This window comes from Labrys neptuniae (genome assembly GCF_040797145.1).
In the GTDB taxonomy this organism is placed as follows: domain Bacteria; phylum Pseudomonadota; class Alphaproteobacteria; order Rhizobiales; family Labraceae; genus Labrys; species Labrys neptuniae.
The window spans coordinates 101,139-125,194 of sequence record NZ_JBFNQD010000001.1 but is presented as its reverse complement, the minus strand read 5'-3'; the positions used below and the strand labels follow the sequence as shown (position 1 = coordinate 125,194).

The following is a 24,056-nucleotide window of genomic DNA, read 5'->3' as shown; positions in this document are numbered from 1 at the left end:
GCTGGAGTCCCCATATCCTTATTGGTTCCAGTGGCGTATTTCTTGGGTCAGGAATGCATCATGTTTCAGAGTTTGCCGTGGCGAGGTCAGGGTAACGTGGCGGAATTGTCTCCGCCTCCGCAGAACGAAATCGTCAAGCCGCCGCGCCCCGTTCTGGGGCTTGCGCTCGGTGGCGGTGCCGCACGAGGGTTCGCCCATATCGGCGTGATCCGCGTGCTGGTGGAAGCGGGCTACGACATCGACGTGATCGCGGGTACGTCGATCGGAGCGGTGGTCGGTGGCTGCTACATTGCCGGCAGGCTCGACGACATCGAGGACTGGGCCCGCAGTCTCACCAAGCGCCGGGTCCTCAATTTTCTCGATCTGAATTTCGGCGGCAGCGGCCTGATGTCCGGCACCAAGCTGGCCCTGCTCCTGCAGAATGGCCTGGACGGCGTGCAGATCGAAAGTCTGCGCATTCCCTTCGTCGCGATCGCCACCGAAATCGGGCCGGGCCACGAAATCTGGCTGACGCGCGGCAATCTGGTCACCGCCATGCGCGCCTCCTATGCCCTGCCCGGCATTTTCGAGCCCGTCCGCATCGGCGGGCGCTGGCTGATGGATGGTGCACTGGTCAATCCCGTGCCCGTCTCCGCCGCGCGCGCCCTCGGCGCCCGGGCGGTAATCGCCGTCAATCTCAATGGCGAACTGACAGGCCGCGGCGGCGTCATCCATACATTCGGGGCCACCTCGATGGAAATGGACGACCCACCCGTGCCCAAGCGCAATGGTTTCGGTGCCGCCACCTCGATGGTCCGGCGTCGCTTCGGTTTCGCCAGATCGCGCGAAACGCGCCAACGCCGCAACTCGCCCGGCATCCACACGGTGATGATGGAGGCCTTCAACATCACCCAGGACCGCATCTCCCGCTCGCGGCTGGCCGGCGACCCGCCCGATGTCTCGATCGGGCCGCGCCTCGGCCGCATCTCGCCCTTCGACTTCCATCGCGCCGCCGAGGCGATCGACATGGGTGCCGAAGCCGCCTTGAAGTCCCTCGACGACATCAAGGAGACCATGGAAGCGCTGGCATAGCGCCCTCCATCCCGCACAAGCCTCTGGATCTCAACGCGACGCCTGGAGGACGGTCGTCGTCATCAGGGTGCGATCAACCCGTCGACGCCGGGACGGGACAGATGCAGCAGTTGATAGATGGTTCCTGCCTCTTCAGGCGGCTCGCACGCCCACAGTTGAAAGACCACCAGCGTCCAATCCGTGGGGTCGACCGCGAGGGTCGACAGGCAGCTCCCATCCCTGGCCGCTTCGAGAGCCAAGCGCTCGCGCGCTTGCGCAATGTCGCCGGCCGGATCGATCTCGGCCTCCATCCTCTGCTCTCGAAGCGTCGCAAAACGTGCCTCTGACAGGGATTCCGGGCCGGACAGACACGAGACCCCAGCCCAGCGCCGTACCGACGGACGGCCGAAGGCGGAGACGAGGCCGGCAAAGCCCCCGCCTTCCCACAGGAAGCGGCCCATGCCTTCAGGCGCGGCCCACAGATAGAAGGGGGCATATTGGTTGACGGCCGCGCCGTGAACACCTTTTTCCCGGATCAGATAGGCCTTGAGTCCCAGCCCCGGAAAATTGTCGAGCAGCGGGCCCTTGCTGGCCACCCGGGCGCGGATGATCGCCATGTCGTAATCGGCCGGCAAGGTGATGGCATAATGCATCGCTTCCATTCGAAACTCCTCACACCGGTTCGTGCCACTGCACGGCGCGGCCATCCTGCACAGCCTGGACGCTGACATAGACGAAGGCATCGGCTTCGCCCGCGCCATGCCAATGCAACTCGCCGGGCGCGAACCAGACCGCATCGCCGGGGTCGAGTTCGATGATCGGGCCATTGCGCTGCTGCGCAAGGCCACTGCCGCTCACCGCGAGCAGCAATTGTCCACGGGGATGGCTGTGCCAATGGGTGCGCACACCCGGATCCAGCGTGGCTCGCATGGCCGTGGGCTCGCCATCCCGCACACCCGCGATCAGATGCTGCACCCGGAAGGGCGCGGACGCGATACCCGCCGGTGCAGTCTCTATCGCCTCGCCGGCCCGGATCACGGTCATCTCGCCGGGAAGGCCCGGCCCGCTCATGCCGGCACCTCTTCCACCATCTGGGTGAGGCCATTGCTGAAGGACCAGCCGTCGCGCTCGGTGGTGGTGACGACGATCATGATGTCGTCGGGCCGAAGTCCCGGCGCCTGAGTGAGCAGTTCCACCAGGCGCCGGTAGAATTGCTGCTTCACCGCCGTGCTGCGCGGGCGCCCGGCCGTGATGGCGATCAGCACGAAATCGTCGGAACGCTCACCGCTGAAATAGCCGCGATCGTAGACCAGCGCCTCCGGATCGAGCTGTTCGATGATCTGGAAACGGTCGGCCAGTGGAACCTCGAAGGCTTCGACCAGGGCGCGATGCAGATTGTCCGACAGGGCGCGGAGATAATCAGGGGATTTCCCCTTGCGGAGTGAAATGCGGGCGAAAGGCATGACGGATGTCCTCAACGCCAAGGCCTGCTGCCTTGACCCGTCCATCATGTCACTGCATATTCGTCCTGAAAATCAGGAAATATTTGATAATACATCCTGAAAATCGGGACAATTTTCATGCGCCTGGTCAATTTCGACATCGATGTCCTGCGCAGCTTCGTCACGGGCATCGAACTGGGCAGCTATGCCCGCGCCGCGGACCATCTCAGCCGGTCCACTTCCGCGGTCAGCGCCCAGCTCAAGAAGCTGGAAGAACAAGCGGGCACCGCCTTGTTCCGCCGGGCCGGCCGCGGCCTGGCGCTCACCGAGGCGGGTGAAACGCTGCTGACCTATGCGCGCCGCCTGCTCGCCCTCAATGACGAGGCGGTCTCGGCCCTGAGCGGAGCAGATCTTGCCGGCCATGTGCGCTTCGGCGTGCAGGAAGATCTGGGAGAGACGCTGCTGCCGCAAATCCTCGGCCGTTTCGCGCGGGCCCATCCGAGGACGCGCATCGAAACCCGCCTTGCCCGCAATGCCGATCTGCTGAAACGCATCGCCAGTGCCGAGCTCGACCTCGCCATCGCCTGGGGAGACCAGACGAGGCAGGCCCCAGCCGCCATGGCCGGCGAGCATCTCGCCGATATCGCCATGCGTTGGATCGGCCTTCGTGATGGCCTGTCCGGGCAGCGCTTCGGCGACCGGCTGACGAAGCGGGATGAACCTTTGCCGCTGGTGATGTTCGAGGCCCCTTGCCTGTTCCGCAGCGTCGCAACCGAGGTGCTCGACCGCGCCGGCATTGCCTGGCGCATCGCGGTGACCAGCACCAGTCTCGCCGGTCTCTGGGCGGCGATCTCAAGCGGACTGGGCGTGACCCTGCGCACCGAGATCGGCCTGCCGAGCCATCTTGCCGTGCTTGGCGAGGAAAGCGGCCTGCCGGCGCGATTGCCGACACTGCCGCTGCTGCTGCATCGCACGCAGGCTCAGCACAATGCGGCCACGGACCGGCTGAGCGAGATCATGCGGGAGAGCCTGACCCAGCCTCTCCTGCCCAAAAAGATCGCCTGACGCTCCCGGAGCAAAGCGCGTCCACAACGAACGCTCTTTGACCAGACTTTTCGTTCCACCGTGCCGCACAATCCGCCACGGCGCCCGCTCATAAAATACTTTAAGATCAGGCCGTAATATATTCACGCATCGCCTTGGCTTCCGCCTCCATTTCGGCCAGGCGGAACTTCACCACGTCACCGATCGAGACGATGCCGACCGGCAGGCCATTTTCGACCACCGGCATGTGACGGAACTTGCCGGCCGTCATCCTTTCCATGATGTGGGGAATGGTATCCTGCTCATGAACGGTCTCGACCTTGGCCGTCATATGCTTGGATACGGGATGGTCGAACCCCTCGGCCGAGGCCTTGGCGAGCGCGCGCACGATATCGCGCTCGGACAGGATGCCGGCGATGCTGCCGTTCTTGTTGGTGATCAACACCGCGCCGATGCGCTTTTCGGCGAGCGTCCGGGAAGCGTCGGCAATGGTTGCGTCCGGCGACAGAGTGACGATGTCGCGGCCCTTGCCCTTCAGGATCTGTGCAACGGTCATGGGTACTCTCCTCAGACTGAACGTGCGCCTGCAGCGTCTTGATCTTGGGGGAGAATCCCGACAAGGGACGACCAGCCCCGCCTATGATGATGGCGTCTGCACGCCCATCGCGCAAGGGGCTGGTTCAAATGCAACCATTTGGTGAATCGATTTACGGATTGGACCCTCAGGAGCCCGAGCCGGCTTTCAGAATGAACTCGACCAGAGCCCTGCGCCGATCGGCATCGTCCATTCCGGCATAGATCATCCGGGTTCCCGGCACCACCGCCTGCGGTGCCGCGATGAAGCCATCGAGGGTGGCGGCGTCCCAGGTCAACCCGCTCGCCTGCATGGCCGGCGAGAAGGGATAGCCCGGCAGCGTGCCGGCCTTGCGGCCCGCGAGCCCCTGCAGGATCGGTCCGGTAGCCGAACGGGCCCCGCGGCCGATCTGGTGGCAGTGGGCGCAGGGTTCGAACACCGGGGCGAAGGTCGCTTCCGGCGGGCGGATATCGGCAATCGCCTGGGCAGGCGACGGGGGCGGAGCAACCTCGCCGACCGAGCGCAAGGCAATGAAAGTCCCGACCGCGACACCACCGAGTGCCGCGGCCAGGCCGAACCAGACAATCCTGCTCACGAGGCGAGCGCGCGGCGCATCTTGTCCAGCGCCTCCTCACGGGGCGCCTGATAGTCGATCAGCGTCACCAGTTCGCCCTTGGCGTTCATCATGTAGACGGCCGTCGAATGATCGAAGGTATAGCCGTCCCCTTCCCCAACCTTCTTGGCGTAGACGCGGAACTTCTTGATGATGTCGGCCACCTGCTCGGGGGTGCCTGTGGCGGCGGTGATGCGCGGATCGAAGCTCTCCAGATAGGTCTTGAGCAGTTGCGGCGTATCGCGGGCCGGGTCCACGGAAACGAAGACGACGTTGAACTTGTCCCCATCCGGCCCCAGCGCCTTCAATCTGTCCGTCATGTCGGTCAAGGTCGTCGGGCAGGCATCGGGACAATTGGTGTAGCCGAAGAAATAAGCGGTGGGCTTGCCCAGGAAAGTGGCCTGTGTCACCGGCTTGCCGTCCTGATTGGTCAGGCTGAAATCACCACCGATGAAGCTGGACTGGGCCGTCGGTTTGCCGCCCATGCTTTGCAGGGCCAGCACGCCCGCGGCCGCCAGCACGGCGAGCAGCGCCACGAGAACCACCAGTTGGAGACGACTGGATTTGAGGGTCATGAACACCTCCCGCCTCAATGGTTGCTGTGGTCGGCTTCGGCCGGCTGCTTGGCGCCAATGGCTTCGACCTTGAACTTCACCGGCACCGTGCCGGCCTTCTCGAACACCAACGTGCCGTCGATGGACTGGTTGGGCTTGAGCTGCTGCTTGAGCCCGGTGAACATCAGATGGAAGGCTGACGGGCTGAGTTCAACCTTGCCATGGGCCGGAATTTCCAGCCCGCCTTCGACGGGCGACATCTTCATGACGCCGTCCTTGTTCGACATCTGATGGATCGAGAAGCCGGCTGCGGCCGAGAAGCTGCCGCCGACCAGCTTGTCGGGTTGGTCACCGGTGTTCTCGATGATGGTGTAGCCACCGGCGACCGGCGCTCCCTGCGGGGTGGCACGGGTCCAGGGATGGGCGATCTGGAGCGTGCCGGCCTTGTAGTCATGGGCCAAGGCCCCGGAGGCGAGCGTGGAGGCGAGCGCCAGAACACCGAAAATCCGGGTGCCGAAGAACGGAACGAGTTTCATGGGAAAACCTGAACGGAATCGAGCAGCCTTGCACAGGCTGCGGAGGAGGAAGGGTGAAGGCGGTGAACCGTTCAGCCTATCGGCGGTCCGCGCGGCCAGACGGGCCTGCGATCCTGCCTGGTCGCCGCGAAAAAGCCCTGCGAGGGGCGGAACCTGACGACCTGCGGAAAGCGGATGACGCTGGCGACCGCCTGGACCTGCGGCAGAGCCGGCGCCAGGCGAAGTGCACACTGGTCACAGGAATGGCCACCATGGGCCTTGCCGCCGGCATCCGCATCGCCGAACTGGCAGATGGTGACCACCGTCCCGGCGATGACGACGGTTGCCGCGCCTCCCCGGCCCTCCTCGCTGGCGAGCGAACCGCCCATGCCGTTGAGCAGCAGCCCAAGGGCCAGCAAGGCAGCCAGACATTGCCGCAGCAATGGGAAGTGGCGGGATAGGATCATGGCCGCATATGCAGCCGAGCCGCTGCCGAAAGTCAAGGCGGCGCCATGGCGCATGAAAACGCCCAGGGCCATACGTTCGAACATGAGCGCGTCCTGCACTGACGCCCTGTTTCGCAGCGTCTCCGCGAGACCCGATGATTCCGCCAAATCGCAAAACGCTCTGGGGAGCGCCGATCCTCGGCACCCGCCGAAAACAAAAATGCCGGCCTTCTCAACTCCATCTCCTGATGGGGCTGAGAAGGCCGGCAGTCGTCAAAAATCTCCGGAGCCTGGCGCATTCTTTAAAAACGCTTCCCTGCTCCACCTCCTCGCTCCGACAAGCCTCTGCGTATCCCGGTGGGCTTCACCAGGCCGCAAATGCTCTAGTCGTCGCGATAGACGCGCTCACGGCGCTCGTGCCGCTCCTGGGCTTCCAGCGACAAGGTCGCGATCGGCCTGGCGTCGAGACGCTTGAGAGAGATCGGTTCGCCCGTTTCTTCGCAATAACCGTAGGAGCCGTCATCGATGCGGGCAAGGGCCGCGTCGATCTTCGAGATCAGCTTACGCTGGCGATCCCGGGCTCGCAGTTCGATGGCACGATCCGTTTCCGAAGAGGCACGATCGGCTAGATCGGGGTGGTTCTCGTTCTCGGCCTGCAGATTGGCGATGGTATCCTGCGCTTCGCGCAGGATGTCGAGCTTCCAGGCATTGAGCTTGCGCCGGAAATAGTCCCGCTGACGCTCGTTCATGAAAGGCTCGTCGTCAGTCGGCCGATAATTGGTATCTACACTCAATGAAGTCATGTAAGAATCCCAACACTCCGCTACTGGGCGAGAGGTCTATAGTCGCAGTGACGCGTCACGACAATGCTCTTCGTTGTCACCGATTCGTTGAAAACGATAAAGTTGTGCACATGGCTTAGCCGGCCGTGTCCTCCTTGCTCTTTAGAATGAGGCCTCCGGCGACGTCCGTCACGCCCGGCCTGGGCAAGGCATCGAAGGGCATCGGCCTGCTCGCCATCATGGCCGCAAGTCCAAGGCGGGCCGTCAGGATGCCGTTCAGGACGCCTTCCCCCAATTTGGCCGATATACGCGAAGCCAGGCCGTGGCCGAGCGCCTGGCTGATCAGGGAATCACCGGCGGCCATGCCGCCGGTGATGGCGAGATTGCCGAGGGCATGGCGCAGCAGGCGCATCATGCCGAGGCCGCCCGGCCGGCCGCCATAAAGGGTCGCGAGCCGTCGGATCACCCGCAACGTCTCAGCACCCACGAAAAACATGTCGACCAAAGCACGAGGGCTGACGGCGGTGACCAGCGACACCCGCTTGGCCGCATCGGCGATGATCCGCTGGGCTTCGGCATCGAGCGGTCCCATCAGTTCGCGCTCGGTGACCCTGATCAGATCAGCGCCGTCGACGATATCGCCGGCGGCCGCCTCCACCGCCGCGCGGGCCCTGGCCATGCGCGGGTTGGCGGCATAGAGCTTGACGAGATCGCGCGACAGACCGCGCGCTGCATCGCGGTCATCCTTGGCAATGGCCAGCAATGCCCTGTCGTGCAGATGCTCGATGCGCGACAGCCGCATCAGGCCGATGACTTCCCGGATGGCAATGACAGCGAAAGCCAGAACCGCCAACCCCGTCAGGGCGGCGCCGAGCCAGCCGAGCCAGCCGGCATAGGAAAAGAGGTCGTCGATCAGCTTGGTCAGCGACAGGCCGACGGCGAGAGAGACCAGTCCGCCCACGGCCGACCAGAACAAGGTGCCCCAGCGCGAACGGCGCGGCCGCTGCGGCGCGACTTCGGCAGCCTCTTGCTCGAAGGCCTCCGGTTCAGGCGTCACCACCACATGGCCGCGCCGCATCGCCGCCGCCACCGGCGTATCGGCCATCACCACATTGGGATCGTCGAGGCGGAAGGCACGCGGCTTGCGGGGTTCCGTATTCATTCGCTCACGCCAGTTTGTCGCCGATCAGGAATTCGAGCGCCCGGTCCAGGCGAATATGGGGAAAGATCTGCCCGTCTTCCAGTCTGGGCGGACGGAAGCGGATGAAACGGTAGTCGACCCCGCCTTCCCGGAGGTTTTCGAGGCCGTTGAAGCCGGAACCCGAGAACACGGCATTGGGATCTTCGGGCAGTTCGCCCGGGAACACGGCGATCTCGGCCTCACCATCGAAGACCTCGTCCCCCGAGCGCTCGCCGGCCATGGGCGTACCGATGATGCAAGGCAGGTTCTCGCGCCCCTGCTTGACGCTGGCCTCCCTGGTGGCGCGGATGGAGGCGAGCGCCACCACATCCACGCTGGCGCCCGAAAAGGCCGCGCGCCCGATCGCCCCATCCGCCATCTTGCGCAGGATCGCCTCGAGACGGTCATGGCTGGTGTGATGCAGATGATCGGCCTTGGTCGCGGCGAACAGGATCTTCTGGATGCGCGGCCGGAAGATCGCCGACCACCAGCTGTTCGCGCCCACGCGAAAGGCCGACAGCACCGAAGTCAGCGCGGTTTCTAGATCATGCACAGCCTGGGGGCCGGCATTGAGGGCGGACAGCGCGTCGACCAGCACGATCTGGCGGTCGAGCCGGGCAAAGTGATGCGTGAAGAAGGGGCGCACGATCTTGTGCTTATAAGCCTCGAAGCGCCGCTCCATCATGGCATGCAAGGAGCCGGACCTGATATCCCCCGCCTTGGAGAGATCGAGCGGCGCGAAGGTCAGGGCCGGCGACCCCTCCAGATCGCCCGGCAGCAGGAAGCGTCCCGGCGGCAGAGTCGAGAGGGCGAAACGCTCGTCGCGTCCGGCCTTGAGATAGGCGGTGAACAGCGCGGCAGCCTCGCGCGCCAGGGCCTCGTTTTCGGGAGCCGCCGGATCGAGCCTGGCCAGCATTTCGTGCCAGGGGCCGGCAATGGCCAGGCGCGATCCCTCGCGGCTGGCGGCGATCGTCTGCGCCGACCACTCGGCATAGCTCATGTTGAGCAGCGGCAGGTCGAGCAGCCATTCGCCGGGATAGTCGACGATATCGAGGGTCAGGCGCGACATGCCGGCGGCAAAGCGCCGGTTCGACTGGAAATCGATGACCAGGCGCAGTTCCGAGATCTGGCGCGTCGAATCGGGCCAGCGCCGGGCCGGGCCGGCCAGATCGGCCAGATGAACCTCGTAGTCGAAGCGCGGCACGGTGTCGTCAGGCTGCGGCGACAGCGAGGAGCCGGCAATGCGGCCCTCGGCCTGGGCACGGAAGACCGGCAGGCGCCCTCCCTCGACCAGGGCCTGCACCAGGGCGGTGATGAATACAGTCTTGCCGGCGCGCGAAAGGCCAGTGACGCCGAGGCGGACCGTCGGATTGAAGCTCGACGCGGCAAAACCCGCCAAACTCTTGGCCGCGATCAGCGCTTCGTCGAACACGGACATCCAGGAGGAGGCTTGTGGCGGCATGGTCCGCATCACTTAAGGGCAAGCGCGGCAAAATTCCAGCATGTCGGCGAAAACGCTGCATGCGTGACGGTGAAGGGGCGGATGTCTCGCCCGCACCTTGGGTACATTGTGTCACGACACCACGTTGCGCACGAAGCGCACGATGCCCTGCCCGGCATTGACGTAGCTATAGGATTGCGAACTGTCGAAGATCAGGAAATCACCGGCCGCGACGACCTCACCGCCGCCGGCCGTCTCGACGATCAGCACGCCCTCGACGACATAGAGCATTTCGCGCCAGCCCTCGGCATCCGGCAGCGCGTCATAGCGATCGCCGGGCCCCAGGCTCCAGGTCCAGAGTTCGGCCGCTCGCCGCGCCGGTGCCGCTCCCAGAAAGGTGGCACGGCTGTCGGGATGCATCCCACGCCAGCCAAGCTGATCGACACGCTGGTTGCCGGCCTGGCCTGGATCGCGGACGATCGCCCCGAAGTCCACCCCCAACACGCCGGCCAGCCGGTCGAGATTGGCCAGGGAGATGTTGGCGTCTCCCGCCTCCACTGCCACGATCAGCCTCCGACTGAGGCCGCTGGCCTCCGCCAGCGCCGCCTGGCTCATGCCTGCCTCGGCGCGCAGACGCCTGACATTGGCCCCGACATGGACGAGTACATCCGCCATTCCACTCTCATCCCTTGACTGCGCAATATAATGCACATATGGATGAGCAATATAATGCGCAACAGGCAAGGCGGCAATCGGTCATGAAGATTCGCAATTTCGGCGTCGAGATCTGGATGAACGGGTATGAGAACCATTGTTCGCACAATCTGGCGGAGACCTGCGTCGAATCGCTGACGATCGCGCAATTGCTCGAGATTGCCGGCAAGCCCCAGAGCGCGCTCGATGATCTGCTGGCGATGAAGATGACCTATGGTGCCATCGAGGGCAGCGATCGCCTGCGGGCTGCCATCGCGGCGACCTATGCCCGCCAGAAAATCGAGAACATCGTGGTGGCCCATGGCGCGATCGGTGCCAATGCCCTCGTGCACGAAACCCTGGTCGAGCCGGGTGACCGCGTGATCTCGGTGCTGCCGACCTACCAGCAGCATTACTCCATTCCCGCCAGCTACGGCGCCGACGTGCAGATCCTCAAACTGCGCGAGGAGAACGGCTTCCTACCCGATCTCGAAGAACTGCGCCGCCTCGCTTTGCCCGGCACCAAGCTGATCGCCATCAACAATCCCAACAATCCGACGGGTGCGCTGATGGACGAAGCCTTCCTCGGCGAGATCGCTGCCATCGCCCGCGCCTGCGGCGCCTATGTGCTGTGCGACGAGGTCTATCGCGGCATAGACCAGGAAGGCGACGGCTTCACTGCTTCCATGGCGGATCTCTATGAGAAGGGCATCAGCACCGCCAGCATGTCCAAGGCCTATTCGCTCGCGGGCCTGCGCCTTGGCTGGATCGCGGGTCCCGTGGACCTAATCCACGCCGTCTCCATCCATCGCGACTACAACACCATCAGCGTCGGCATGATCGACGATCATTTCGCCACCATGGCGCTGGAGAACCGCGACAAGGTCCTGGCGCGCAGCCGTTCGATCGTGCGCGGCAACCTCGCCATCCTCGATGCCTGGGTCAAGGACGAGCCACGGATCAGCTATATCAAGCCCCGCTCCGGCACCACGGCCCTCTTGAAATACGACCTTCCCATCGCTTCGGAAGCGTTCTGCATCCGCCTGCTGGAGCGCACCGGCGTGCTGTTCACGCCCGGCAGTGCCATGGAAATGGAGGGATATCTGCGTATCGGCTATGCCAATGGCAGCACTGTCCTGCGCGAGGGCCTGGCCCGCGTAAGCCAATTCCTGAAAGAGTTCGACTAACGCCCTGTTATACAGGGCACTATCGGCATTTTTTCTACCGGCGCCGCAGCGTCTCGACCCGTGCCTGCGCGCTACTGCGCCGGGCAGCCTCAGCCACCTCCCTGGAGACGATGGTCTGCCCGATTGGCGCTATGGCGATGCCGGCGAGCTTGAGGTGCTGGATGCCGAAGGGAATGCCGATAATGGTGACGAAGCAGAACAGCGCCGAGCAGACATGGCCGATCGCCAGCCACAGGCCGGCGAAGACGAACCAGATCACATTCCCGATCAGGCCGAGGCGGCCGGTACCGATATCGTCCCTCTGATAGAGTTCGCGCCGGCTGATCGCCTCGCGCCCGAACGGAAAGAAGCAGAAATTCGAGATCGTCAGGCAGGCCCGCCCCCAGGGGATGCCGACGATGGTGATGAAGGCCAGCAGGCCGAGCAGAAACCAGGCGATCCCCAGGAAGATGCCGCCGAAGACGAACCAGATCAGGTTTCCGATCAATCGCATCAGCGGCTCCCTCCAATCATCTGCATGGGCACGGCAATCAGCCCAAAACGGGTGCTAGCGGTCCAGCATCTTCGGCGAGAGGAACAAGGCCAGCGTCGCCTGATGGCCGGCGATCCCGGCCCAATCATCGAGTTCGAAGTCGAGAACGGCAAGGGCAGCGGTCGGAAATTTGCCGCTGAGCGGATCGGCTGCCGTCCCCGCCCCCCGTGTCAGGAAGGCCGCGACCTGTTCCAGGCCGGGATTGTGGCCGACGATCAGCAGGGTCTGCACCTCGGGTGCCACCGCCCGAATGACGCGCAGTATCGTTTCCGGCGGTGCCTCGTAGATCGCCCGCTCGAAATGCAGCGTGTGCGGCCCCAGGCTGCCCTCGATCAGGGCCAGCGTCTCGCGCGTGCGGCGTGCGGTCGAGGCGATCACATGGTCGGGCTGCAGACCGCGGCGGGCGATCTCCCTTCCCATGCGCGGGGCGTCCCGCTGCCCCCGCGGCGCAAGGGGACGCTCGTGATCGGAAACACCGTCGGGATAGTCCGATTTCGCGTGCCGCAGCAATATCAGGCGCTTCATCAATCAGTCACTTAGAGTTCTTCGACAAAGCTATGATTTCAGGTCGATATTCGAAATGCATGGTGTCGTAATGGTACCATTTTCCACCCCAGATGAAACCGTGCTTTTCGAAAACCTCGACAATCTCCATCGGGATACGGTTTTTGTAGGAAACCTTGTCCGTCTCCTTCTTGGCCCCGCCCCAGCGCCAATAATCGGTGAATTTCACATTGATGTCGATCGCCGCGGCATAGGCGTGCATGCTCATGCGCGACGTGCCGGCGATCACGCGGCAGTTGAAGGTTCCGGCCGAAGGCTTGAGATAGACGTGGAATTTAGCCGGGAGGGCTTCGAGATCGCGCGAGACGGCCTCCAGCCGATCGGCAACGCCATTGGCGGTGGCCACGCGCAGCGTGCCGCCTCCCAAACCAGGGAGCCACTGAATGGTCTTGAGCTTGACCTGCCCCTTCGTGCAATCGCCATACATGGCATCGAACAGCGCCTGGTTGCGAGCGCGGCCAGGATCGTCCGCCGGCGTGGCCGGCTGCTTGTAATGGGCCCCGAGCGTATAGGGCATCACGAACATGTCGCGGATATCGGCCTTCTCGATACGCTGCTGCGGCGTCTTGTTGGCAGCGCCGTCGGAAAGCGCGATATGCTGGCCATTCTTCAGAATGAGATCCTTGGCGTCGTAGCCCGCGATGAAATCAGGATAGGCCGCCACCAGAGTATCCAGGGTGGGATCGGCCATCGCCGCCGATGCAAAAGCCATCGACAGAGCGAGGGCCAGCGTTCCGGTCCGAACGACATTCCTCATTGACCGGCCTCGGCGCGCTGGATCAGGGCGACATTGGCTTTTTCGACGGCGCTGAGTTCGACATTCCAGGTCCAGGGACGATACCAGGAGAATTGGGAGAAATAGGCGCGCAATTGCGTGTCCTTCATATAGCGGCCGCGGCGCGCATAGATCTCGTTGCGGGCCAGACGCAACTGCTGCCCCGACAGGCCCGAAATATCGTTCCAGTTCAATCGCCTGCTCCCCGAATCCGGCAAGATGAATTCAACCTGGTTGTTGCGGGGTGCGGGCGTGGGTTCCGCCGGCTCGATCGCCGCCTGCTGTTGGAATTCAGGCTGCGGCTGGGGCTCCACGACGGGCTGGGGCGTCGGTTGAGGCGTGACCTGAGGTTCCACCGTTATCGCCTTGACCGGTTGCGGTGTCTCGACCTTTCCGGCCATGGCGAAGGAACCGATGATGGCCTCGTTCACCCAGGGGGTCTGGCCGCCCTGGGTCGACTGGTCGACATCGGCCCTGACCTGGCCGAACATCTGGCGGATGTCGAGGCCGGGCGTCTCCATATGGGCGAGCAGCGCCGTGGTGAAGGGCGAGTTGCGCCCGCTGCCGTCCTGCGCCACTGAACCCGGCGCCGTAGAGAAGGCGATCAGCGTGCCCTTGGCCGAGGAGGCGTCGAGATCGATGCGGGCCAGCCCGCGCGTCCCCGCCCCCCGCGTCAGCTGGCGCGTCAGGGGATTGTCCCGGCACGAATCCAGGATCACGATCTTCACCTTCGGCGCCGCGCTGTCGACCAGTTCCAGCAGCTTGTCCAACGACAGGGTCTGGGTGTCCAGATCGAGCTCGTCCGAGATCTTGGCCGAGACAGGCACCAGGTAGTTGCGCCCCTTCACCTGCACGCCATGGCCCGAATAGAACACCACCACGCTGTCGGCATGGTCGGCATCGCGCAGGAACGCCCTCAGCCCGTCATTCATCGCCGCCAGGTCGCCGTCCTTGACCAGGGTCACCGCATAGCCGATCCGCCCCAGCGCCGCCGCCATGTCGTTGGCGTCATTGGCCGGGTTCACCAAAGGCGTCACCGAGCGATAGGCGCTGTTGCCGATCACCAGCGCCGCCTTCTGGGCCGCCAGAGCCTCGCCCCCGACAAGCAGGCCGGCGAGCAGAAAAAGACCCCACATATAACGTCGCATCATCATGGCCCGACCGGTCTTATGCACCTTCACAGAGTATCACCTTTTGTTAACACATCGAACGCGCGAAAAAGCACATCGAGCCCCCAGCACAATTTTGAGGAGCGATGGCTGTGGCAGGATTGTCACGCCGACCAACCGTCTCATGATTCAAGGCAATTTCGCCGATTTCACCCTTGCAACGAAGCAGCGCTTGCGGCCATGAAAGCTGCCACCCAAGTGTTGTGTACGGGATCGGAGAGGCCGTGGATTTGCGCCAGGCAACCGCCATTGCGAAACAATTCATGCCACGGCCGGGCAAACCGGCCAGCCTCGCGGTTCTCGCCCTGCTCGCAGCAACCGGCACGGTCCAGGCAGGCGACGATTCGCAGCCCATGCAATTCAGCATCATTGCCTCCGGCAAATCCTGTCCGGGATGCGTGGTGATCAATGCCTCGGGCCAGATCGTCGACGAAACCTCGCGAAATTTTGCCGTCTTCCTCTCGCAGAACCGCCTGAGCGGTGTGCTGCCGGCGGAACCTGCGGACGGGCAATTACCACCAAGCGATGCGACGAAGGTCATCATCGCTTTCGAGTCGATCGGCGGCAAGGTGCAGCCTGCCCTGATCATGGGGCGCCGCATCCGCAAGGCCGGATGGACGACCGTGATCGGCCAGGCCCGCCTTCAGCGCGGCCAGCCGGTCTTCAATCAGGCCGGCTGCTTCTCGGCCTGCACCATGGTGATGCTGGGCGGTACAGCGCGTTTCGTCGTGCCGGGCTCGAAGGTCGGCGTGCACCAGTTCTCGCCGCAATTCACCGATGGCGAAAGCTTCGATGCCCGCGAAATGGGCCAGATCGTGCGTGACTATGGTCGCGAGGTCGTCAGTGTCTATGATTTCGTCAAGACTCTGGGGGTGAACGAAGCGTTCTTCACCACTACCCTGCGCACCCCCTTCAACAGCCTCGACGTACTGCCCGAAAGCCAGTGGATCCCGGTCGGGGTCGCCACGACCCTGCTGCCGGCCTCCGATGAACCCGTTACGACCTCGAGCCTGCTCAACGGCAGGGGGAACGACCAGCCGATGGCCGCTGTCGCCAAGCCGAGCGTGGGGCTCAAGGCCTCGCCGGGCATCCCGCCGGCCGGCCACGGCCGCTGGACCCTCATCCAGGCCGCGGGCCTGCCGGCAACCGCGGAATTCGCCAGCGAGCAGTTCCGTGTCGCCCTCGCCTGCCGCGACAGCAAGACGGCGCGCCTCGAACTATCCTTCAAGGCCCTGGCGCCGCTCGATCTCGAACGTATGCGGGCTGCTGCCGTCTCGGCGCGATCGCTTAGAATTGCCGGGCGCCAGATTGCGATAGACAGCGTAGAGGCGGCCGGAAATGGCGAACAGAGCGTTGCCGCCCTGCTCGCCGCCAAGGATGTCAGGGATTTGCGCAGGAGCGGCAATCTCACCGTCGCCGTGCTCGACAAGGCCGGTGAGCCGGTCGGTCGATCGGAAGCGATCCCGACCGAAGACGCCTCGAAAACGCTCGACGACGCCATGGCGTCCTGCGGCGCCTGAGAGCCCGACGCCCCGGGACAGGCTGTGGCCTTCGCGGCCTCGCTGCGCCTTTTTTATGAGGCAGAGGCCTAATCCATCAGGAACGGCGCCGTCTCGCGCTTCAATGCAGCTTGTCGGCTTCCCAGGCTGCCCGCATGGCATCGTCGACCGAGGCGAAATGCGGCGACACATCGTCGGTGGTTTCCTCGGCGTGCGGCTTCTCCTCACGGATGACCAGCACAGAGCAGCCGGAATGGCGTACGATGGCGCTCGCATTGCAGCCGAGCAGATAGGTGGCGACACTCGGTTGGTGTGAACCGACCACCACGAGATCGGCCTTCTGTTCCTCGGCGATGGCCAGAACTTCGTGGTAGATGCCGCCGATCCGCACCACGCTCTGCACCTGGCCGCCCGGCAGCAGTACCGTGCGGGCGAGATCGGCGAGCGAGCCCTTGGCCTTTTCGGCCACTTCGCCTTCAAAGCTTACGGGCACCGTATCCAGCATCATCAGGGGCATGATCGGCACGACATGGACCAGGGTCAGCGTCGCGCCGGCGGTATCGGCAAGTTTCACTGCGCTGTCGATGGCGAGTCTGGCCAGTTTCAGATCTGCAATATCGACAGGAACGACGATCGACTTGAACATCTTGTCTACTCCCGTTGGCCGAGCTGACGCACAGAACAGAATAGACGTTATGGCGTCACGCCTCAGTTGAAAGAGCACGCCCCAGCCATCCTTAGATGGCTGTACCTAATCGATATAGGGCCCCCTGACGAATTGCAAACGCTTGGGATGCCAAAAAGTTCAGAGCACACCGAGTTTTTTTTGCAGGGAAGACGATGAGGTTGTGTATTGAAACGTCAAGCGTTTCTCCGGGTAGATATAGCGGAAAGCCTTCTGCGCCATCAGTGCGCCTTCATGGAAGCCCGACAGGATCAGCTTGAGCTTGCCGGGATACCAGTTGATGTCGCCAATGGCGAAAATGCCCGGCTGCGATGTCTCGAAGGTCTCGGTGGAGACCAGCACCAATTCGTCATTGTGCAAATCGAGCCCCCAGCTCGACACCGGTCCAAGCTTCATGGTCAGGCCGAAGAAGGGCAGCATGTGCTCGACCGGCAAGGTGTAGACCGTGCCGGAATCCTCGCGGATCACCGCACCCGAGAGCTGGCCATCCGCTCCCTCCAGGCCGACGACCTGCCCGAATTTCAGGTCCATCGCCCCCTCTGCCGCCAAGGCCCGCATCTTCTCCACCGAATGGGGAGCAGCCCGGAACGCATCGCGGCGATGCATCAGGGTCACGCGCTTGGCGATGGGCTGCAGGTTCAGCGTCCAGTCGAGGGCGGAATCGCCGCCGCCGACGATCAGCACGGAGCGGTCGCGGAAAGCCTCCATCTGCCTGACGGCATAGGAAACCGACTTGCCCTCATAGGCTTCGATGCCCTCGATCGGTGGCTTCTTGGGCTGGAAGGAGCCACCGCCGGCGGCGATCACCACGGTCTTGGTCTCGAACACGTCGCCGGCATCCGTGGTGACGCGGAACAGGGGATCACCGATGCGCTCGATCGTGGAGATCATGCGCGACAGATGGAAGACGGGCGAGAACGGTTCGATCTGCTTGAGCAGATTGTCGACGAGTTCCTGCCCCGTCACGATCGGGAAGCCGGGAATGTCGTAGATCGGCTTTTCAGGATAGAGCTCGGCGCACTGGCCGCCGATCTTGTCGAGAATGTCGACCACATGCACCCTGATATCGAGCAGACCGAGTTCGAATACGGAGAACAGGCCGACAGGCCCGGCGCCGACGATGAGCACGTCGGTCTTGATAATCTCAGTCATGATCTGTCCGATAGGTGGTTCACAGCAGCTTCTAAAGCGTTTTGCGATTTGGCGGAATCGCCAAGAATCGCAAAGACGCGTCCAATCAAAGAGTGAGAGCAATGCGGCGTTTCCGTCTAAACGCGCTTTGCTCTAGGGCAGCAAGGCTGACCAAAGTCAACGAAGCGCATGCCCTCGTCAACTCCGCAATCATGATCAAATCAGCGCAGCTAGGGTGAGGCCACCGGAGACAGATCATGACCCGACACGAAACCAGCCTTGCCTATGCAGCTCGCATCGAACGGGTGATGAGCCATATCGCCGATCATCTCGACGACAGGCTCGAACTCGACGATCTGAGCGACATTGCCTGCTTCTCGCCCTACCACTTCCACCGCGTTTTCGTAGCGGTCACGGGAGAAACCGTGGCAGAGGCTGTGCGGCGGCTGCGCCTCCATCGTGCCGCCGTCGAGCTCAATCGCTCGCAGCACGCGCTGGTACGCATCGCCACCCGGGCCGGCTACGGATCGGTGGCGGCCTTCACCCGCGCTTTTGCGGCCTCCTATGGCTCGCCGCCGGCCGCCTATCGGCGTGCGGGCCAGGATCTGCGCCCGGTCCTTCAGCCATCAGGATCTCAAGCCATGACCCGTGCCACTGCTTTGCGCTCAACCCTGCACTACGACGTCACCATCGAGACTGTGCCCAAACTCCGCCTGGCCACCCTGCCCCATCGCGGCGACTACCAGAAGATCGGCGTCAGTTTCGAGCGCCTGTTGGCCTGGGCTGGCGGCCACGGCCTGCTGCGCCCAGGCGTCCGCATGATCGGCATCTACTATGACGATCCCGACAGCAAGCCTCTCGCGGAACTGCGCTCGGAAGCCGGGCTCGCCGTACCGGAAGATAGTCCTCTCGCCCCGGCTATGGCCTGGCGCGAGGTTGGCGGCGGCCCCGTGGCCCGGCTTGTGCACAAGGGCCCCTATGCCGATCTCGATATCGCCTATGCCTATCTCTACCACAGCTGGCTGCCGCATTCCGGGCGTCAGCCGGGCGAGGCGCCCTGCTTCGAGGAATATCTCAACGACCCGCGTAGCGCGCCGCCGTCCGAATGGCTGACGGCCGTGAACCTGCCGTTGAAGTGACATCCATCCGGATCAGAGGCTGGCACCCAATCGAGTCAGCCAGCGGCGCCAGCTTGGTGCGACGTCAACCGCCACCTTGGTAAAATCGGCTTCGTCTCCGGCGCGGTACTTTGCAACGGCAGCGAGAGTATCCGGGGAGACAACCAGCGAAGGACACGGCTTTGCCGGCTCCAGCGGGACCGTGCTGCGGGCGTTGAAGACGTAGCGCCCGCCGCAGCTTGCCACGGTTGGTTCCCGCCGCGTGGCTTCGAAATGATCATGCCCTTCCTTCAGATTCAGCCAGAAGGTCAGGTCGGGGCCACTCGCATTGACGGCCATGTTCCGGGCATGCATGCGGAAAGGAAAAGCCTGCACCTGAATGGTTTGCTGCCCGGCATCCAGGGCGTCGCGCACCAGCGGATAGATTTCGTTGATGCCACCATCCGTCATGGCGAAACAGCCGACAGAGCGGCACGCACCATGCACCATCAGGGCAGACCCGGTATAGCCAAGGGAGCGTTCAAGCGAGTTGGGAAAGCCGAGGTTGAAGGAAAGGTAATAGGCCGAGCGCGGATTGAGCGAGGTCTTGGTCAGGGTGTAGAACCCTTCCGGCGATTGACGGTCGCCTTCGCGCCTTTTGCGCCCGAGTTCACCCGACCAGCTACAGATGGGCCATGTCTTCAGAAGAGAAAAGCGCCCGTCTGCGCCTTTCTTCCAGATTTCAAGCTCGTTTTCGGCCTTGAATATGCGGATCAACACCGGATCGGCGCTCTTCATGCCTGCTTTTGCCATCACCGTTCGAACCGACATCGGTATGGGTTGAAGGTGACGCTGTTCGAGCGGAATACCAGGCGGAAGGGCGGCAAAAACAGGCGGTTTTTCATCCTTGAACGGCAGGTGGAGCCCCGAGCGATCAAGCATCGCGGGCAAAGCCGTGAACGCTCCTGTCAGCGCAAGTATCGAAACACCAATACCGATCATGCGCCTCGTCATTCCAACTCTATCATCTACATGAATCGGCCCAGCAATCGCAGGCTTTTCCGGCGGATTTGTGATTGCTGCGGCCTTGGTGGTTACGGTCCCGCCCGGATTTTCATGGGAAATGTGCGGCGAACAAGCCGTCGCCCCGTCACTCCTCGTAGCTCACGACGATCTCCCCGATCCCCTCGCAGCTGCCGCGCAGGGTGTCGCCCGGCTTCACCGAGCTGACCCCGGCCGGTGTTCCAGTCATCAGGAGATCGCCGGGCGCCAGCGCCACATAACGCGACAGATAGGCGATCGCCTCCGGTACCGACCAGATCATCTGCGACAGATCGCCGGACTGCTGCACCTTGCCGTTGACCGTCGCCTCGATCCTGCCCTTGTCGGGGTGGCCGATGCGCGCCGCCGGCACGATGGCGCCGATCGGGCAGGACTGGTCGAAGCCCTTGGCGAGCTCCCACGGCCTGGAAAGCTTCTTGGCCTCGGCCTGGATGTCCCGGCGTGTCATGTCGAGGCCGACGGCATAGCCATAGACATGGTCGAGCGCCCGTTCGACCGGCATGTCCCGTCCGCCCCGTCCGATGGCGACCACAAGCTCGATTTCGTGATGCAGATCCGAGGTCTGGCTCGGAAACGGCAACAGGCCGCCGGGATTGACGGCATCGGCAGGCTTGGCAAAGAAGAAGGGCGGCTCGCGCGTAGGATCGGCTCCCATCTCGCGGGCATGATCGGCGTAGTTGCGGCCGACGCACCAGATGCGCCGCACCGGAAAGACGGCGGTTTCACCGGCGACCGCTACGAAGGCCTGTGGCGGCGGTTCAATGACATAGTCCATCGCAAGATCTTCCTGGTTGATTAGAACGCTCCGGCTCATCGCGCCGACAAGCGCAAGTCAGTCGAACACTTCCCTCAAGCGCCTGACGATATCGGCCACACCGAACCTCACGGGATCCGTCGTGGGCAGGCCTTCGGTCTCGCCGATCTCGGCCAGGCAGGCCCTGGCAGCCGTCTCGTCCAGGGCTTGGGTGTTGACGGCGATACCGACACATTGAATGCCCGGATTGGTCAGGCGGCCATTGGCGATGGTGGCGTCGATGACGGCTCGAATGCTCGGCAAGGCGGCCGGCACGCCACGCATGGTCGTGCGGGTCGGCTCATGGCAGACGACGAAAGCATCGGGCTGGGCGCCATGCAGCAGCCCGAGGGTCACGCCGGCGAAGGAGGGATGAAACAGGCTGCCCTGCCCCTCGATCACGTCCCAATGACGGGGGTCGGCATCGGGGCTGATCCATTCGGCGGCGCCGGAAATGAAATCGGCCACCACCGCATCCACAGCCACGCCCCGCCCCGAAATCAGGATACCGGTCTGCCCCGTGGCCCGGAAATCGGCGTCGAGGCCCTGGGCCCGCATCTCCCGTTCCAGGGCAAGGGCAGTATATTTCTTGCCGACCGAACAATCGGTGCCGACAGTGAGCAGACGCAGGCCGCTGCGCTTGGTGCCCTTGCCGGTGGCAAAACTCTGGCCCGGGATACGCACATCGTGAAGCTGCCGGCCATGGCGCCGGGCGGCTTCGGCAATTTGCGGAAATTCCTCCAGCCGGCGATGCAGGCCCGAGGCGACGTCGAGCCCGGCTTCCAGCGCTTCGACGATCACGCTGATCCAATGCTCCGGCAGGACGCCGCCGGCGTTGACCACCCCGATCACCAGCGTCCGCGCGCCACGTCGAACACCCTCGCCAATGCCGATGTCCTCCAGCCCCAGATCCGCCCTGCACCCCGGCAGCCGCAACTGACCGAGGCACCAGTCCCTGCGCCAGTCGACGATACCGGCCGCGGTCTTGGCGGCAAGCTGGTCGGCCACGTCGCCAACGAACATCAGATAGGGCTTTTCGATCTGCATGGGGGCGGCGACCTTCCTGAAGATATGCGCGCAGTGGTTGCCGGGTCGCGCCGTCACACGCTATCCTATTGACTGCACAGAAATATTGGCAAAATGGCACGGGGCTTTTTGCGCATCATGCCCGAAAGATTAGTATGACCTCCAGTGATTCCCCCGCAAGAGCCCGTTTCGCAACTTGAAGCCCGAGCAGGACATAGACAACAGCGATCTGACCCAGACGGGTCCCGCTCGGCTGGCGCCAACAGGCGCCTGGGTCGCACGCAATTCGCGGCATCTGGAAAAACTCTCCGCGATCATGATCAAGGCCGCCCCGGCCAATACGGTGGTGGAGTTCGACCTGTCCGGCGTCTCGCAGCTCGACACGCTCGGTGGGGTCGTCATCGAGAATATCCGGGCGGCCTTCGGCGCGCGCAACTCCACGCTCGAGATCACCAATGCTACCGAAGCGCAGGCGATCCTGCTGGCGGAGATCGCGGCGCAGAACATTACGTCGCCCCCACAGCCGCCGGAAGCGCATCATCTCATCGAACTCCTGGCCGATCTCGGCCAGTCCATGCGCCGGATCGTGCATGATGCCGTGAACATGAATGTGTTCCTCGGCGAAACCATGCGCGCGATCGGACGCCTGCTTACGGCGCGTACACGCTTTCGCTGGGCCGCAGTGGTCAACCAGATCGAATTGATCGGCCTGCGCGGCGTGCCGATCATCGCGCTGATCTCCTTCCTCGTCGGGGCCATTCTGGCCCAGCAGATGATCCTGCAGCTGAGCTATTACGGTGCCACGCTGCTGGTGGTGTACACCCTGGCCGTGCTGATGTTCCGGGAAGTCGGCCTGCTGCTTGCGGCCATCATGGTGGCCGGCCGCTCGGGTTCGGCGATCACGGCCGAACTCGGCTCGATGAAGATGCGCGAGGAGATCGATGCCATGCACGTCATGGGCATCGATCCCATGGAAGTCCTGGTCATCCCGCGCATCCTCGCCTTGATCATCGCCCTGCCGATGCTGACCTTCCTGGCCGCGATGGCGGGTATGTTCGGCGGCGCTCTGGTGGCCTGGGGCTATGGCGGCATCACGCCCACCACCTTCCTGCAGAACCTGCGCGATTCGATGACCATGCACACTTTCCTGGTCGGCCTGATCAAGGCGCCGGTCATGGCGCTGATGATCGGCATTACCGCCTGCATCGAAGGTTTCAAGGTCCAGGGATCGGCTGAATCGCTCGGGCGCCAGACCACGGCCTCGGTGGTCAAATCCATGTTCATCGTCATCGTGGTCGATGGCCTCTTCGCCATCTTCTTCGCATCCATCAGTTTCTGACCATGGCGCCCCCAGACCAATCCCGCGAAACCATCATCTCCGCCCGCGACGTCCGCGTGAACTTCGGACCCCGATTCATCCTCGACGGTCTCAGCCTGGACGTCTACCGCGGCGAGATCCTCGGGGTTGTCGGCGCTTCGGGCACCGGCAAATCGGTACTGATGCGCACCATCATCGGCCTGGCGCCGCTTCACTCCGGACAGATCGAGGTCTTCGGCCTGGACTATCTCAATTTGCGCCCGCGCGAACAGCAGCGCATCGCCCGGCGCTGGGGGGTGCTGTTCCAGCAAGGCGCCCTGTTCTCCTCCCTGACGGTGAAGCAGAACATCCAGGTTCCGATGCGCGAATATCTCAAGCTCTCGCCCAAGCTGCTGGACGAGCTCGCCATGCTGAAGATCGCGCTGGTCGGCCTCAAGCCCGATGCTGCCGACAAGCGTCCCTCGGAACTCTCCGGCGGCATGATCAAGCGCGCGGCACTGGCGCGGGCGCTGGCCCTCGATCCGGACCTGGTTTTCCTAGACGAACCGACCTCCGGCCTCGATCCGATCGGCGCCGGTGAATTCGACGAATTGATCGCCACGCTCAGGCAGACACTCGGCCTGACCGTCTATATGGTGACGCACGACCTCGACAGTCTCCACGCGATCTGCGATCGCATCGTGGCGATCGGCGAGGGACGCGTGTTGGCCCAAGGCCCGATGGAGACCATGCTCGCTTCCGAACACCCCTGGCTGCGCGCCTATTTCCATGGCCCCCGTGCCCGCGCCGCCTTGGCGACCGCCAGTAGCGGCGCCAGGAAACCGGGTTGAGCATGGAGACCGAGTTGAGCATGGACATCGAGCTGAACATGGATAGTGCCTGAC

At 63.6% G+C, this 24,056-nt stretch carries 28 protein-coding genes; 7 read left to right on the top strand and 21 right to left on the bottom strand.

All coding sequences use genetic code 11. The features are described 5' to 3' along the window. Nucleotides 1–60: 60 nt before the first annotated feature. Entirely contained in the window at nucleotides 61–1,071 is a 1,011-nt protein-coding gene (locus ABXS05_RS00570; RefSeq protein WP_311938049.1) for a patatin-like phospholipase family protein, read from the top strand. Between the two features lie 62 nt (nucleotides 1,072–1,133). Here the strand turns inward: ABXS05_RS00570 and ABXS05_RS00565 are convergent, their stop codons facing one another. From ABXS05_RS00565 to ABXS05_RS00555, 3 genes are read right to left on the bottom strand one after another with little or no spacing between them, the layout of a single operon-like run. After that, entirely contained in the window at nucleotides 1,134–1,712 is a 579-nt protein-coding gene (locus ABXS05_RS00565; RefSeq protein ID WP_367622559.1) for a DUF4865 family protein, read from the bottom strand. 10 nt (nucleotides 1,713–1,722) lie between these two features. Continuing rightward, nucleotides 1,723–2,121, bottom strand: coding sequence for a cupin domain-containing protein (locus ABXS05_RS00560; protein ID WP_367622558.1), 399 nt, complete (start codon nucleotides 2,119–2,121; stop codon nucleotides 1,723–1,725). After that, entirely contained in the window at nucleotides 2,118–2,513 is a 396-nt protein-coding gene (locus tag ABXS05_RS00555) for a tautomerase family protein (protein WP_367622557.1), read from the bottom strand. The genes ABXS05_RS00560 and ABXS05_RS00555 overlap by 4 nt, the downstream gene beginning before the upstream one ends. Before the next feature lie 117 nt (nucleotides 2,514–2,630). Here ABXS05_RS00555 and ABXS05_RS00550 point away from each other — a divergent pair, with 117 nt between their 5' ends. Beyond that, nucleotides 2,631–3,557 (top strand): LysR substrate-binding domain-containing protein, encoded by a 927-nt coding sequence (locus tag ABXS05_RS00550; protein WP_367622556.1) that lies wholly within the window; start codon nucleotides 2,631–2,633, stop codon nucleotides 3,555–3,557. 106 nt (nucleotides 3,558–3,663) lie between these two features. Here ABXS05_RS00550 and ABXS05_RS00545 read toward each other — a convergent pair whose 3' ends face one another. From ABXS05_RS00545 to ABXS05_RS00505, 9 genes are all read right to left on the bottom strand, one after another. Next, nucleotides 3,664–4,092: a CBS domain-containing protein gene (locus tag ABXS05_RS00545; RefSeq protein WP_311938041.1), complete on the bottom strand. Its 429-nt coding sequence runs from the start codon at nucleotides 4,090–4,092 to the stop codon at nucleotides 3,664–3,666. A 166-nt stretch (nucleotides 4,093–4,258) separates the two neighbouring features. Then, nucleotides 4,259–4,705 (bottom strand): c-type cytochrome, encoded by a 447-nt coding sequence (locus tag ABXS05_RS00540; RefSeq protein ID WP_311938040.1) that lies wholly within the window; start codon nucleotides 4,703–4,705, stop codon nucleotides 4,259–4,261. Next, on the bottom strand, nucleotides 4,702–5,298 hold the full coding sequence (locus ABXS05_RS00535; protein ID WP_311938038.1) for an SCO family protein: 597 nt from the start codon (nucleotides 5,296–5,298) through the stop codon (nucleotides 4,702–4,704). The genes ABXS05_RS00540 and ABXS05_RS00535 overlap by 4 nt, the downstream gene beginning before the upstream one ends. Nucleotides 5,299–5,312: 14 nt before the next feature. Beyond that, nucleotides 5,313–5,813: a copper chaperone PCu(A)C gene (locus ABXS05_RS00530; RefSeq protein ID WP_367622555.1), complete on the bottom strand. Its 501-nt coding sequence runs from the start codon at nucleotides 5,811–5,813 to the stop codon at nucleotides 5,313–5,315. Nucleotides 5,814–5,884: 71 nt separating this feature from the next. Further along, nucleotides 5,885–6,343, bottom strand: coding sequence for a hypothetical protein (locus ABXS05_RS00525; protein ID WP_367622554.1), 459 nt, complete (start codon nucleotides 6,341–6,343; stop codon nucleotides 5,885–5,887). 278 nt (nucleotides 6,344–6,621) lie between these two features. Next, entirely contained in the window at nucleotides 6,622–7,041 is a 420-nt protein-coding gene (dksA, locus tag ABXS05_RS00520; protein ID WP_105862881.1) for an RNA polymerase-binding protein DksA, read from the bottom strand. Between the two features lie 115 nt (nucleotides 7,042–7,156). Further along, entirely contained in the window at nucleotides 7,157–8,182 is a 1,026-nt protein-coding gene (locus tag ABXS05_RS00515; protein WP_367622553.1) for a YcjF family protein, read from the bottom strand. Nucleotides 8,183–8,186: 4 nt separating this feature from the next. After that, nucleotides 8,187–9,662 carry a YcjX family GTP-binding protein gene (locus tag ABXS05_RS00510; protein WP_311938028.1) on the bottom strand — a complete coding sequence of 492 codons (1,476 nt, stop codon included), beginning with the start codon at nucleotides 9,660–9,662 and terminating at the stop codon, nucleotides 8,187–8,189. A 111-nt stretch (nucleotides 9,663–9,773) separates the two neighbouring features. Next, nucleotides 9,774–10,316 carry a helix-turn-helix domain-containing protein gene (locus ABXS05_RS00505; RefSeq protein WP_311938026.1) on the bottom strand — a complete coding sequence of 181 codons (543 nt, stop codon included), beginning with the start codon at nucleotides 10,314–10,316 and terminating at the stop codon, nucleotides 9,774–9,776. Nucleotides 10,317–10,399: 83 nt separating this feature from the next. Between ABXS05_RS00505 and ABXS05_RS00500 the strand changes: the two genes are divergently transcribed. Then, the gene (locus ABXS05_RS00500) at nucleotides 10,400–11,521 is read left to right on the top strand and encodes an aminotransferase (protein WP_367622552.1); all 1,122 of its coding nucleotides are present in this window, start codon (nucleotides 10,400–10,402) and stop codon (nucleotides 11,519–11,521) included. Nucleotides 11,522–11,555: 34 nt separating this feature from the next. Here ABXS05_RS00500 and ABXS05_RS00495 read toward each other — a convergent pair whose 3' ends face one another. The 4 genes from ABXS05_RS00495 to ABXS05_RS00480 are packed head-to-tail and all read right to left on the bottom strand — an operon-like array spanning nucleotide 11,556 to nucleotide 14,528. Then, nucleotides 11,556–12,014 (bottom strand): YccF domain-containing protein, encoded by a 459-nt coding sequence (locus ABXS05_RS00495; RefSeq protein ID WP_367622551.1) that lies wholly within the window; start codon nucleotides 12,012–12,014, stop codon nucleotides 11,556–11,558. A 54-nt stretch (nucleotides 12,015–12,068) separates the two neighbouring features. Then, a complete protein-coding gene (locus ABXS05_RS00490) occupies nucleotides 12,069–12,578 on the bottom strand; it encodes a SixA phosphatase family protein (RefSeq protein WP_367622550.1) in 510 nt (169 codons plus the stop codon). A gap of 7 nt (nucleotides 12,579–12,585) precedes the next feature. Then, the gene (locus tag ABXS05_RS00485) at nucleotides 12,586–13,374 is read right to left on the bottom strand and encodes a M15 family metallopeptidase (RefSeq protein WP_367622549.1); all 789 of its coding nucleotides are present in this window, start codon (nucleotides 13,372–13,374) and stop codon (nucleotides 12,586–12,588) included. Then, entirely contained in the window at nucleotides 13,371–14,528 is a 1,158-nt protein-coding gene (locus ABXS05_RS00480; protein ID WP_367622548.1) for a caspase family protein, read from the bottom strand. Before ABXS05_RS00480 ends, ABXS05_RS00485 begins: the two co-directional genes overlap by 4 nt. A gap of 296 nt (nucleotides 14,529–14,824) precedes the next feature. Between ABXS05_RS00480 and ABXS05_RS00475 the strand changes: the two genes are divergently transcribed. Continuing rightward, a complete protein-coding gene (locus ABXS05_RS00475) occupies nucleotides 14,825–16,081 on the top strand; it encodes a hypothetical protein (RefSeq protein WP_367622547.1) in 1,257 nt (418 codons plus the stop codon). Nucleotides 16,082–16,181: 100 nt separating this feature from the next. On the opposite strand, the gene ABXS05_RS00470 is transcribed toward ABXS05_RS00475, so the two are convergent. Continuing rightward, entirely contained in the window at nucleotides 16,182–16,706 is a 525-nt protein-coding gene (locus ABXS05_RS00470) for a universal stress protein (protein WP_367622546.1), read from the bottom strand. A gap of 159 nt (nucleotides 16,707–16,865) precedes the next feature. Then, nucleotides 16,866–17,897: an NAD(P)/FAD-dependent oxidoreductase gene (locus ABXS05_RS00465; RefSeq protein WP_311940320.1), complete on the bottom strand. Its 1,032-nt coding sequence runs from the start codon at nucleotides 17,895–17,897 to the stop codon at nucleotides 16,866–16,868. Between the two features lie 236 nt (nucleotides 17,898–18,133). On the opposite strand from ABXS05_RS00465, the gene ABXS05_RS00460 reads away from it, so the two are divergent. Next, nucleotides 18,134–19,015 carry an AraC family transcriptional regulator gene (locus ABXS05_RS00460; RefSeq protein WP_367622545.1) on the top strand — a complete coding sequence of 294 codons (882 nt, stop codon included), beginning with the start codon at nucleotides 18,134–18,136 and terminating at the stop codon, nucleotides 19,013–19,015. Nucleotides 19,016–19,027: 12 nt separating this feature from the next. Here ABXS05_RS00460 and ABXS05_RS00455 read toward each other — a convergent pair whose 3' ends face one another. The 3 genes from ABXS05_RS00455 to dgcN form a co-directional block, all read right to left on the bottom strand. Next, the gene (locus ABXS05_RS00455) at nucleotides 19,028–19,975 is read right to left on the bottom strand and encodes a L,D-transpeptidase family protein (protein WP_367622544.1); all 948 of its coding nucleotides are present in this window, start codon (nucleotides 19,973–19,975) and stop codon (nucleotides 19,028–19,030) included. 148 nt (nucleotides 19,976–20,123) lie between these two features. Then, entirely contained in the window at nucleotides 20,124–20,810 is a 687-nt protein-coding gene (locus tag ABXS05_RS00450; protein WP_367622543.1) for a fumarylacetoacetate hydrolase family protein, read from the bottom strand. A 57-nt stretch (nucleotides 20,811–20,867) separates the two neighbouring features. Continuing rightward, nucleotides 20,868–21,875, bottom strand: a complete 1,008-nt coding sequence (gene dgcN, locus ABXS05_RS00445; protein ID WP_367623412.1) for an N-acetyltransferase DgcN — start codon at nucleotides 21,873–21,875, stop codon at nucleotides 20,868–20,870. 295 nt (nucleotides 21,876–22,170) lie between these two features. Between dgcN and ABXS05_RS00440 the strand changes: the two genes are divergently transcribed. Both ABXS05_RS00440 and ABXS05_RS00435 read left to right on the top strand, forming a co-directional pair. Next, a complete protein-coding gene (locus ABXS05_RS00440; protein ID WP_311940329.1) occupies nucleotides 22,171–23,193 on the top strand; it encodes an MlaE family ABC transporter permease in 1,023 nt (340 codons plus the stop codon). A 2-nt stretch (nucleotides 23,194–23,195) separates the two neighbouring features. After that, nucleotides 23,196–24,002, top strand: coding sequence for an ABC transporter ATP-binding protein (locus tag ABXS05_RS00435; protein ID WP_367622542.1), 807 nt, complete (start codon nucleotides 23,196–23,198; stop codon nucleotides 24,000–24,002). Nucleotides 24,003–24,056: the final 54 nt, after the last annotated feature.

Excerpts from the sequence above, each read along its gene's own strand:
- ABXS05_RS00490 (WP_367622550.1), bottom strand. The coding sequence starts at position 12,578 with ATGAAGCGCCTGATATTGCTGCGGCACGCGAAATCGGACTATCCCGAC.
- ABXS05_RS00450 (WP_367622543.1), bottom strand. The coding sequence starts at position 20,810 with ATGGACTATGTCATTGAACCGCCGCCACAGGCCTTCGTAGCGGTCGCC.
- ABXS05_RS00480 (WP_367622548.1), bottom strand. The coding sequence starts at position 14,528 with ATGTGGGGTCTTTTTCTGCTCGCCGGCCTGCTTGTCGGGGGCGAGGCT.
- ABXS05_RS00470 (WP_367622546.1), bottom strand. The coding sequence starts at position 16,706 with ATGTTCAAGTCGATCGTCGTTCCTGTCGATATTGCAGATCTGAAACTG.
- ABXS05_RS00475 (WP_367622547.1), top strand. The coding sequence starts at position 14,825 with ATGCCACGGCCGGGCAAACCGGCCAGCCTCGCGGTTCTCGCCCTGCTC.
- ABXS05_RS00550 (WP_367622556.1), top strand. The coding sequence starts at position 2,631 with ATGCGCCTGGTCAATTTCGACATCGATGTCCTGCGCAGCTTCGTCACG.
- ABXS05_RS00455 (WP_367622544.1), bottom strand. The coding sequence starts at position 19,975 with ATGATCGGTATTGGTGTTTCGATACTTGCGCTGACAGGAGCGTTCACG.
- ABXS05_RS00500 (WP_367622552.1), top strand. The coding sequence starts at position 10,400 with ATGAAGATTCGCAATTTCGGCGTCGAGATCTGGATGAACGGGTATGAG.
- ABXS05_RS00555 (WP_367622557.1), bottom strand. The coding sequence starts at position 2,513 with ATGCCTTTCGCCCGCATTTCACTCCGCAAGGGGAAATCCCCTGATTAT.
- ABXS05_RS00570 (WP_311938049.1), top strand. The coding sequence starts at position 61 with ATGTTTCAGAGTTTGCCGTGGCGAGGTCAGGGTAACGTGGCGGAATTG.
- ABXS05_RS00545 (WP_311938041.1), bottom strand. The coding sequence starts at position 4,092 with ATGACCGTTGCACAGATCCTGAAGGGCAAGGGCCGCGACATCGTCACT.
- ABXS05_RS00535 (WP_311938038.1), bottom strand. The coding sequence starts at position 5,298 with ATGACCCTCAAATCCAGTCGTCTCCAACTGGTGGTTCTCGTGGCGCTG.
- ABXS05_RS00460 (WP_367622545.1), top strand. The coding sequence starts at position 18,134 with ATGACCCGACACGAAACCAGCCTTGCCTATGCAGCTCGCATCGAACGG.
- ABXS05_RS00525 (WP_367622554.1), bottom strand. The coding sequence starts at position 6,343 with ATGTTCGAACGTATGGCCCTGGGCGTTTTCATGCGCCATGGCGCCGCC.
- ABXS05_RS00440 (WP_311940329.1), top strand. The coding sequence starts at position 22,171 with ATGATCAAGGCCGCCCCGGCCAATACGGTGGTGGAGTTCGACCTGTCC.
- dgcN (WP_367623412.1), bottom strand. The coding sequence starts at position 21,875 with ATGCAGATCGAAAAGCCCTATCTGATGTTCGTTGGCGACGTGGCCGAC.
- ABXS05_RS00515 (WP_367622553.1), bottom strand. The coding sequence starts at position 8,182 with ATGAATACGGAACCCCGCAAGCCGCGTGCCTTCCGCCTCGACGATCCC.
- ABXS05_RS00565 (WP_367622559.1), bottom strand. The coding sequence starts at position 1,712 with ATGGAAGCGATGCATTATGCCATCACCTTGCCGGCCGATTACGACATG.
- ABXS05_RS00495 (WP_367622551.1), bottom strand. The coding sequence starts at position 12,014 with ATGCGATTGATCGGAAACCTGATCTGGTTCGTCTTCGGCGGCATCTTC.
- ABXS05_RS00435 (WP_367622542.1), top strand. The coding sequence starts at position 23,196 with ATGGCGCCCCCAGACCAATCCCGCGAAACCATCATCTCCGCCCGCGAC.
- ABXS05_RS00560 (WP_367622558.1), bottom strand. The coding sequence starts at position 2,121 with ATGAGCGGGCCGGGCCTTCCCGGCGAGATGACCGTGATCCGGGCCGGC.
- dksA (WP_105862881.1), bottom strand. The coding sequence starts at position 7,041 with ATGACTTCATTGAGTGTAGATACCAATTATCGGCCGACTGACGACGAG.
- ABXS05_RS00505 (WP_311938026.1), bottom strand. The coding sequence starts at position 10,316 with ATGGCGGATGTACTCGTCCATGTCGGGGCCAATGTCAGGCGTCTGCGC.
- ABXS05_RS00485 (WP_367622549.1), bottom strand. The coding sequence starts at position 13,374 with ATGAGGAATGTCGTTCGGACCGGAACGCTGGCCCTCGCTCTGTCGATG.
- ABXS05_RS00465 (WP_311940320.1), bottom strand. The coding sequence starts at position 17,897 with ATGACTGAGATTATCAAGACCGACGTGCTCATCGTCGGCGCCGGGCCT.
- ABXS05_RS00510 (WP_311938028.1), bottom strand. The coding sequence starts at position 9,662 with ATGCCGCCACAAGCCTCCTCCTGGATGTCCGTGTTCGACGAAGCGCTG.
- ABXS05_RS00530 (WP_367622555.1), bottom strand. The coding sequence starts at position 5,813 with ATGAAACTCGTTCCGTTCTTCGGCACCCGGATTTTCGGTGTTCTGGCG.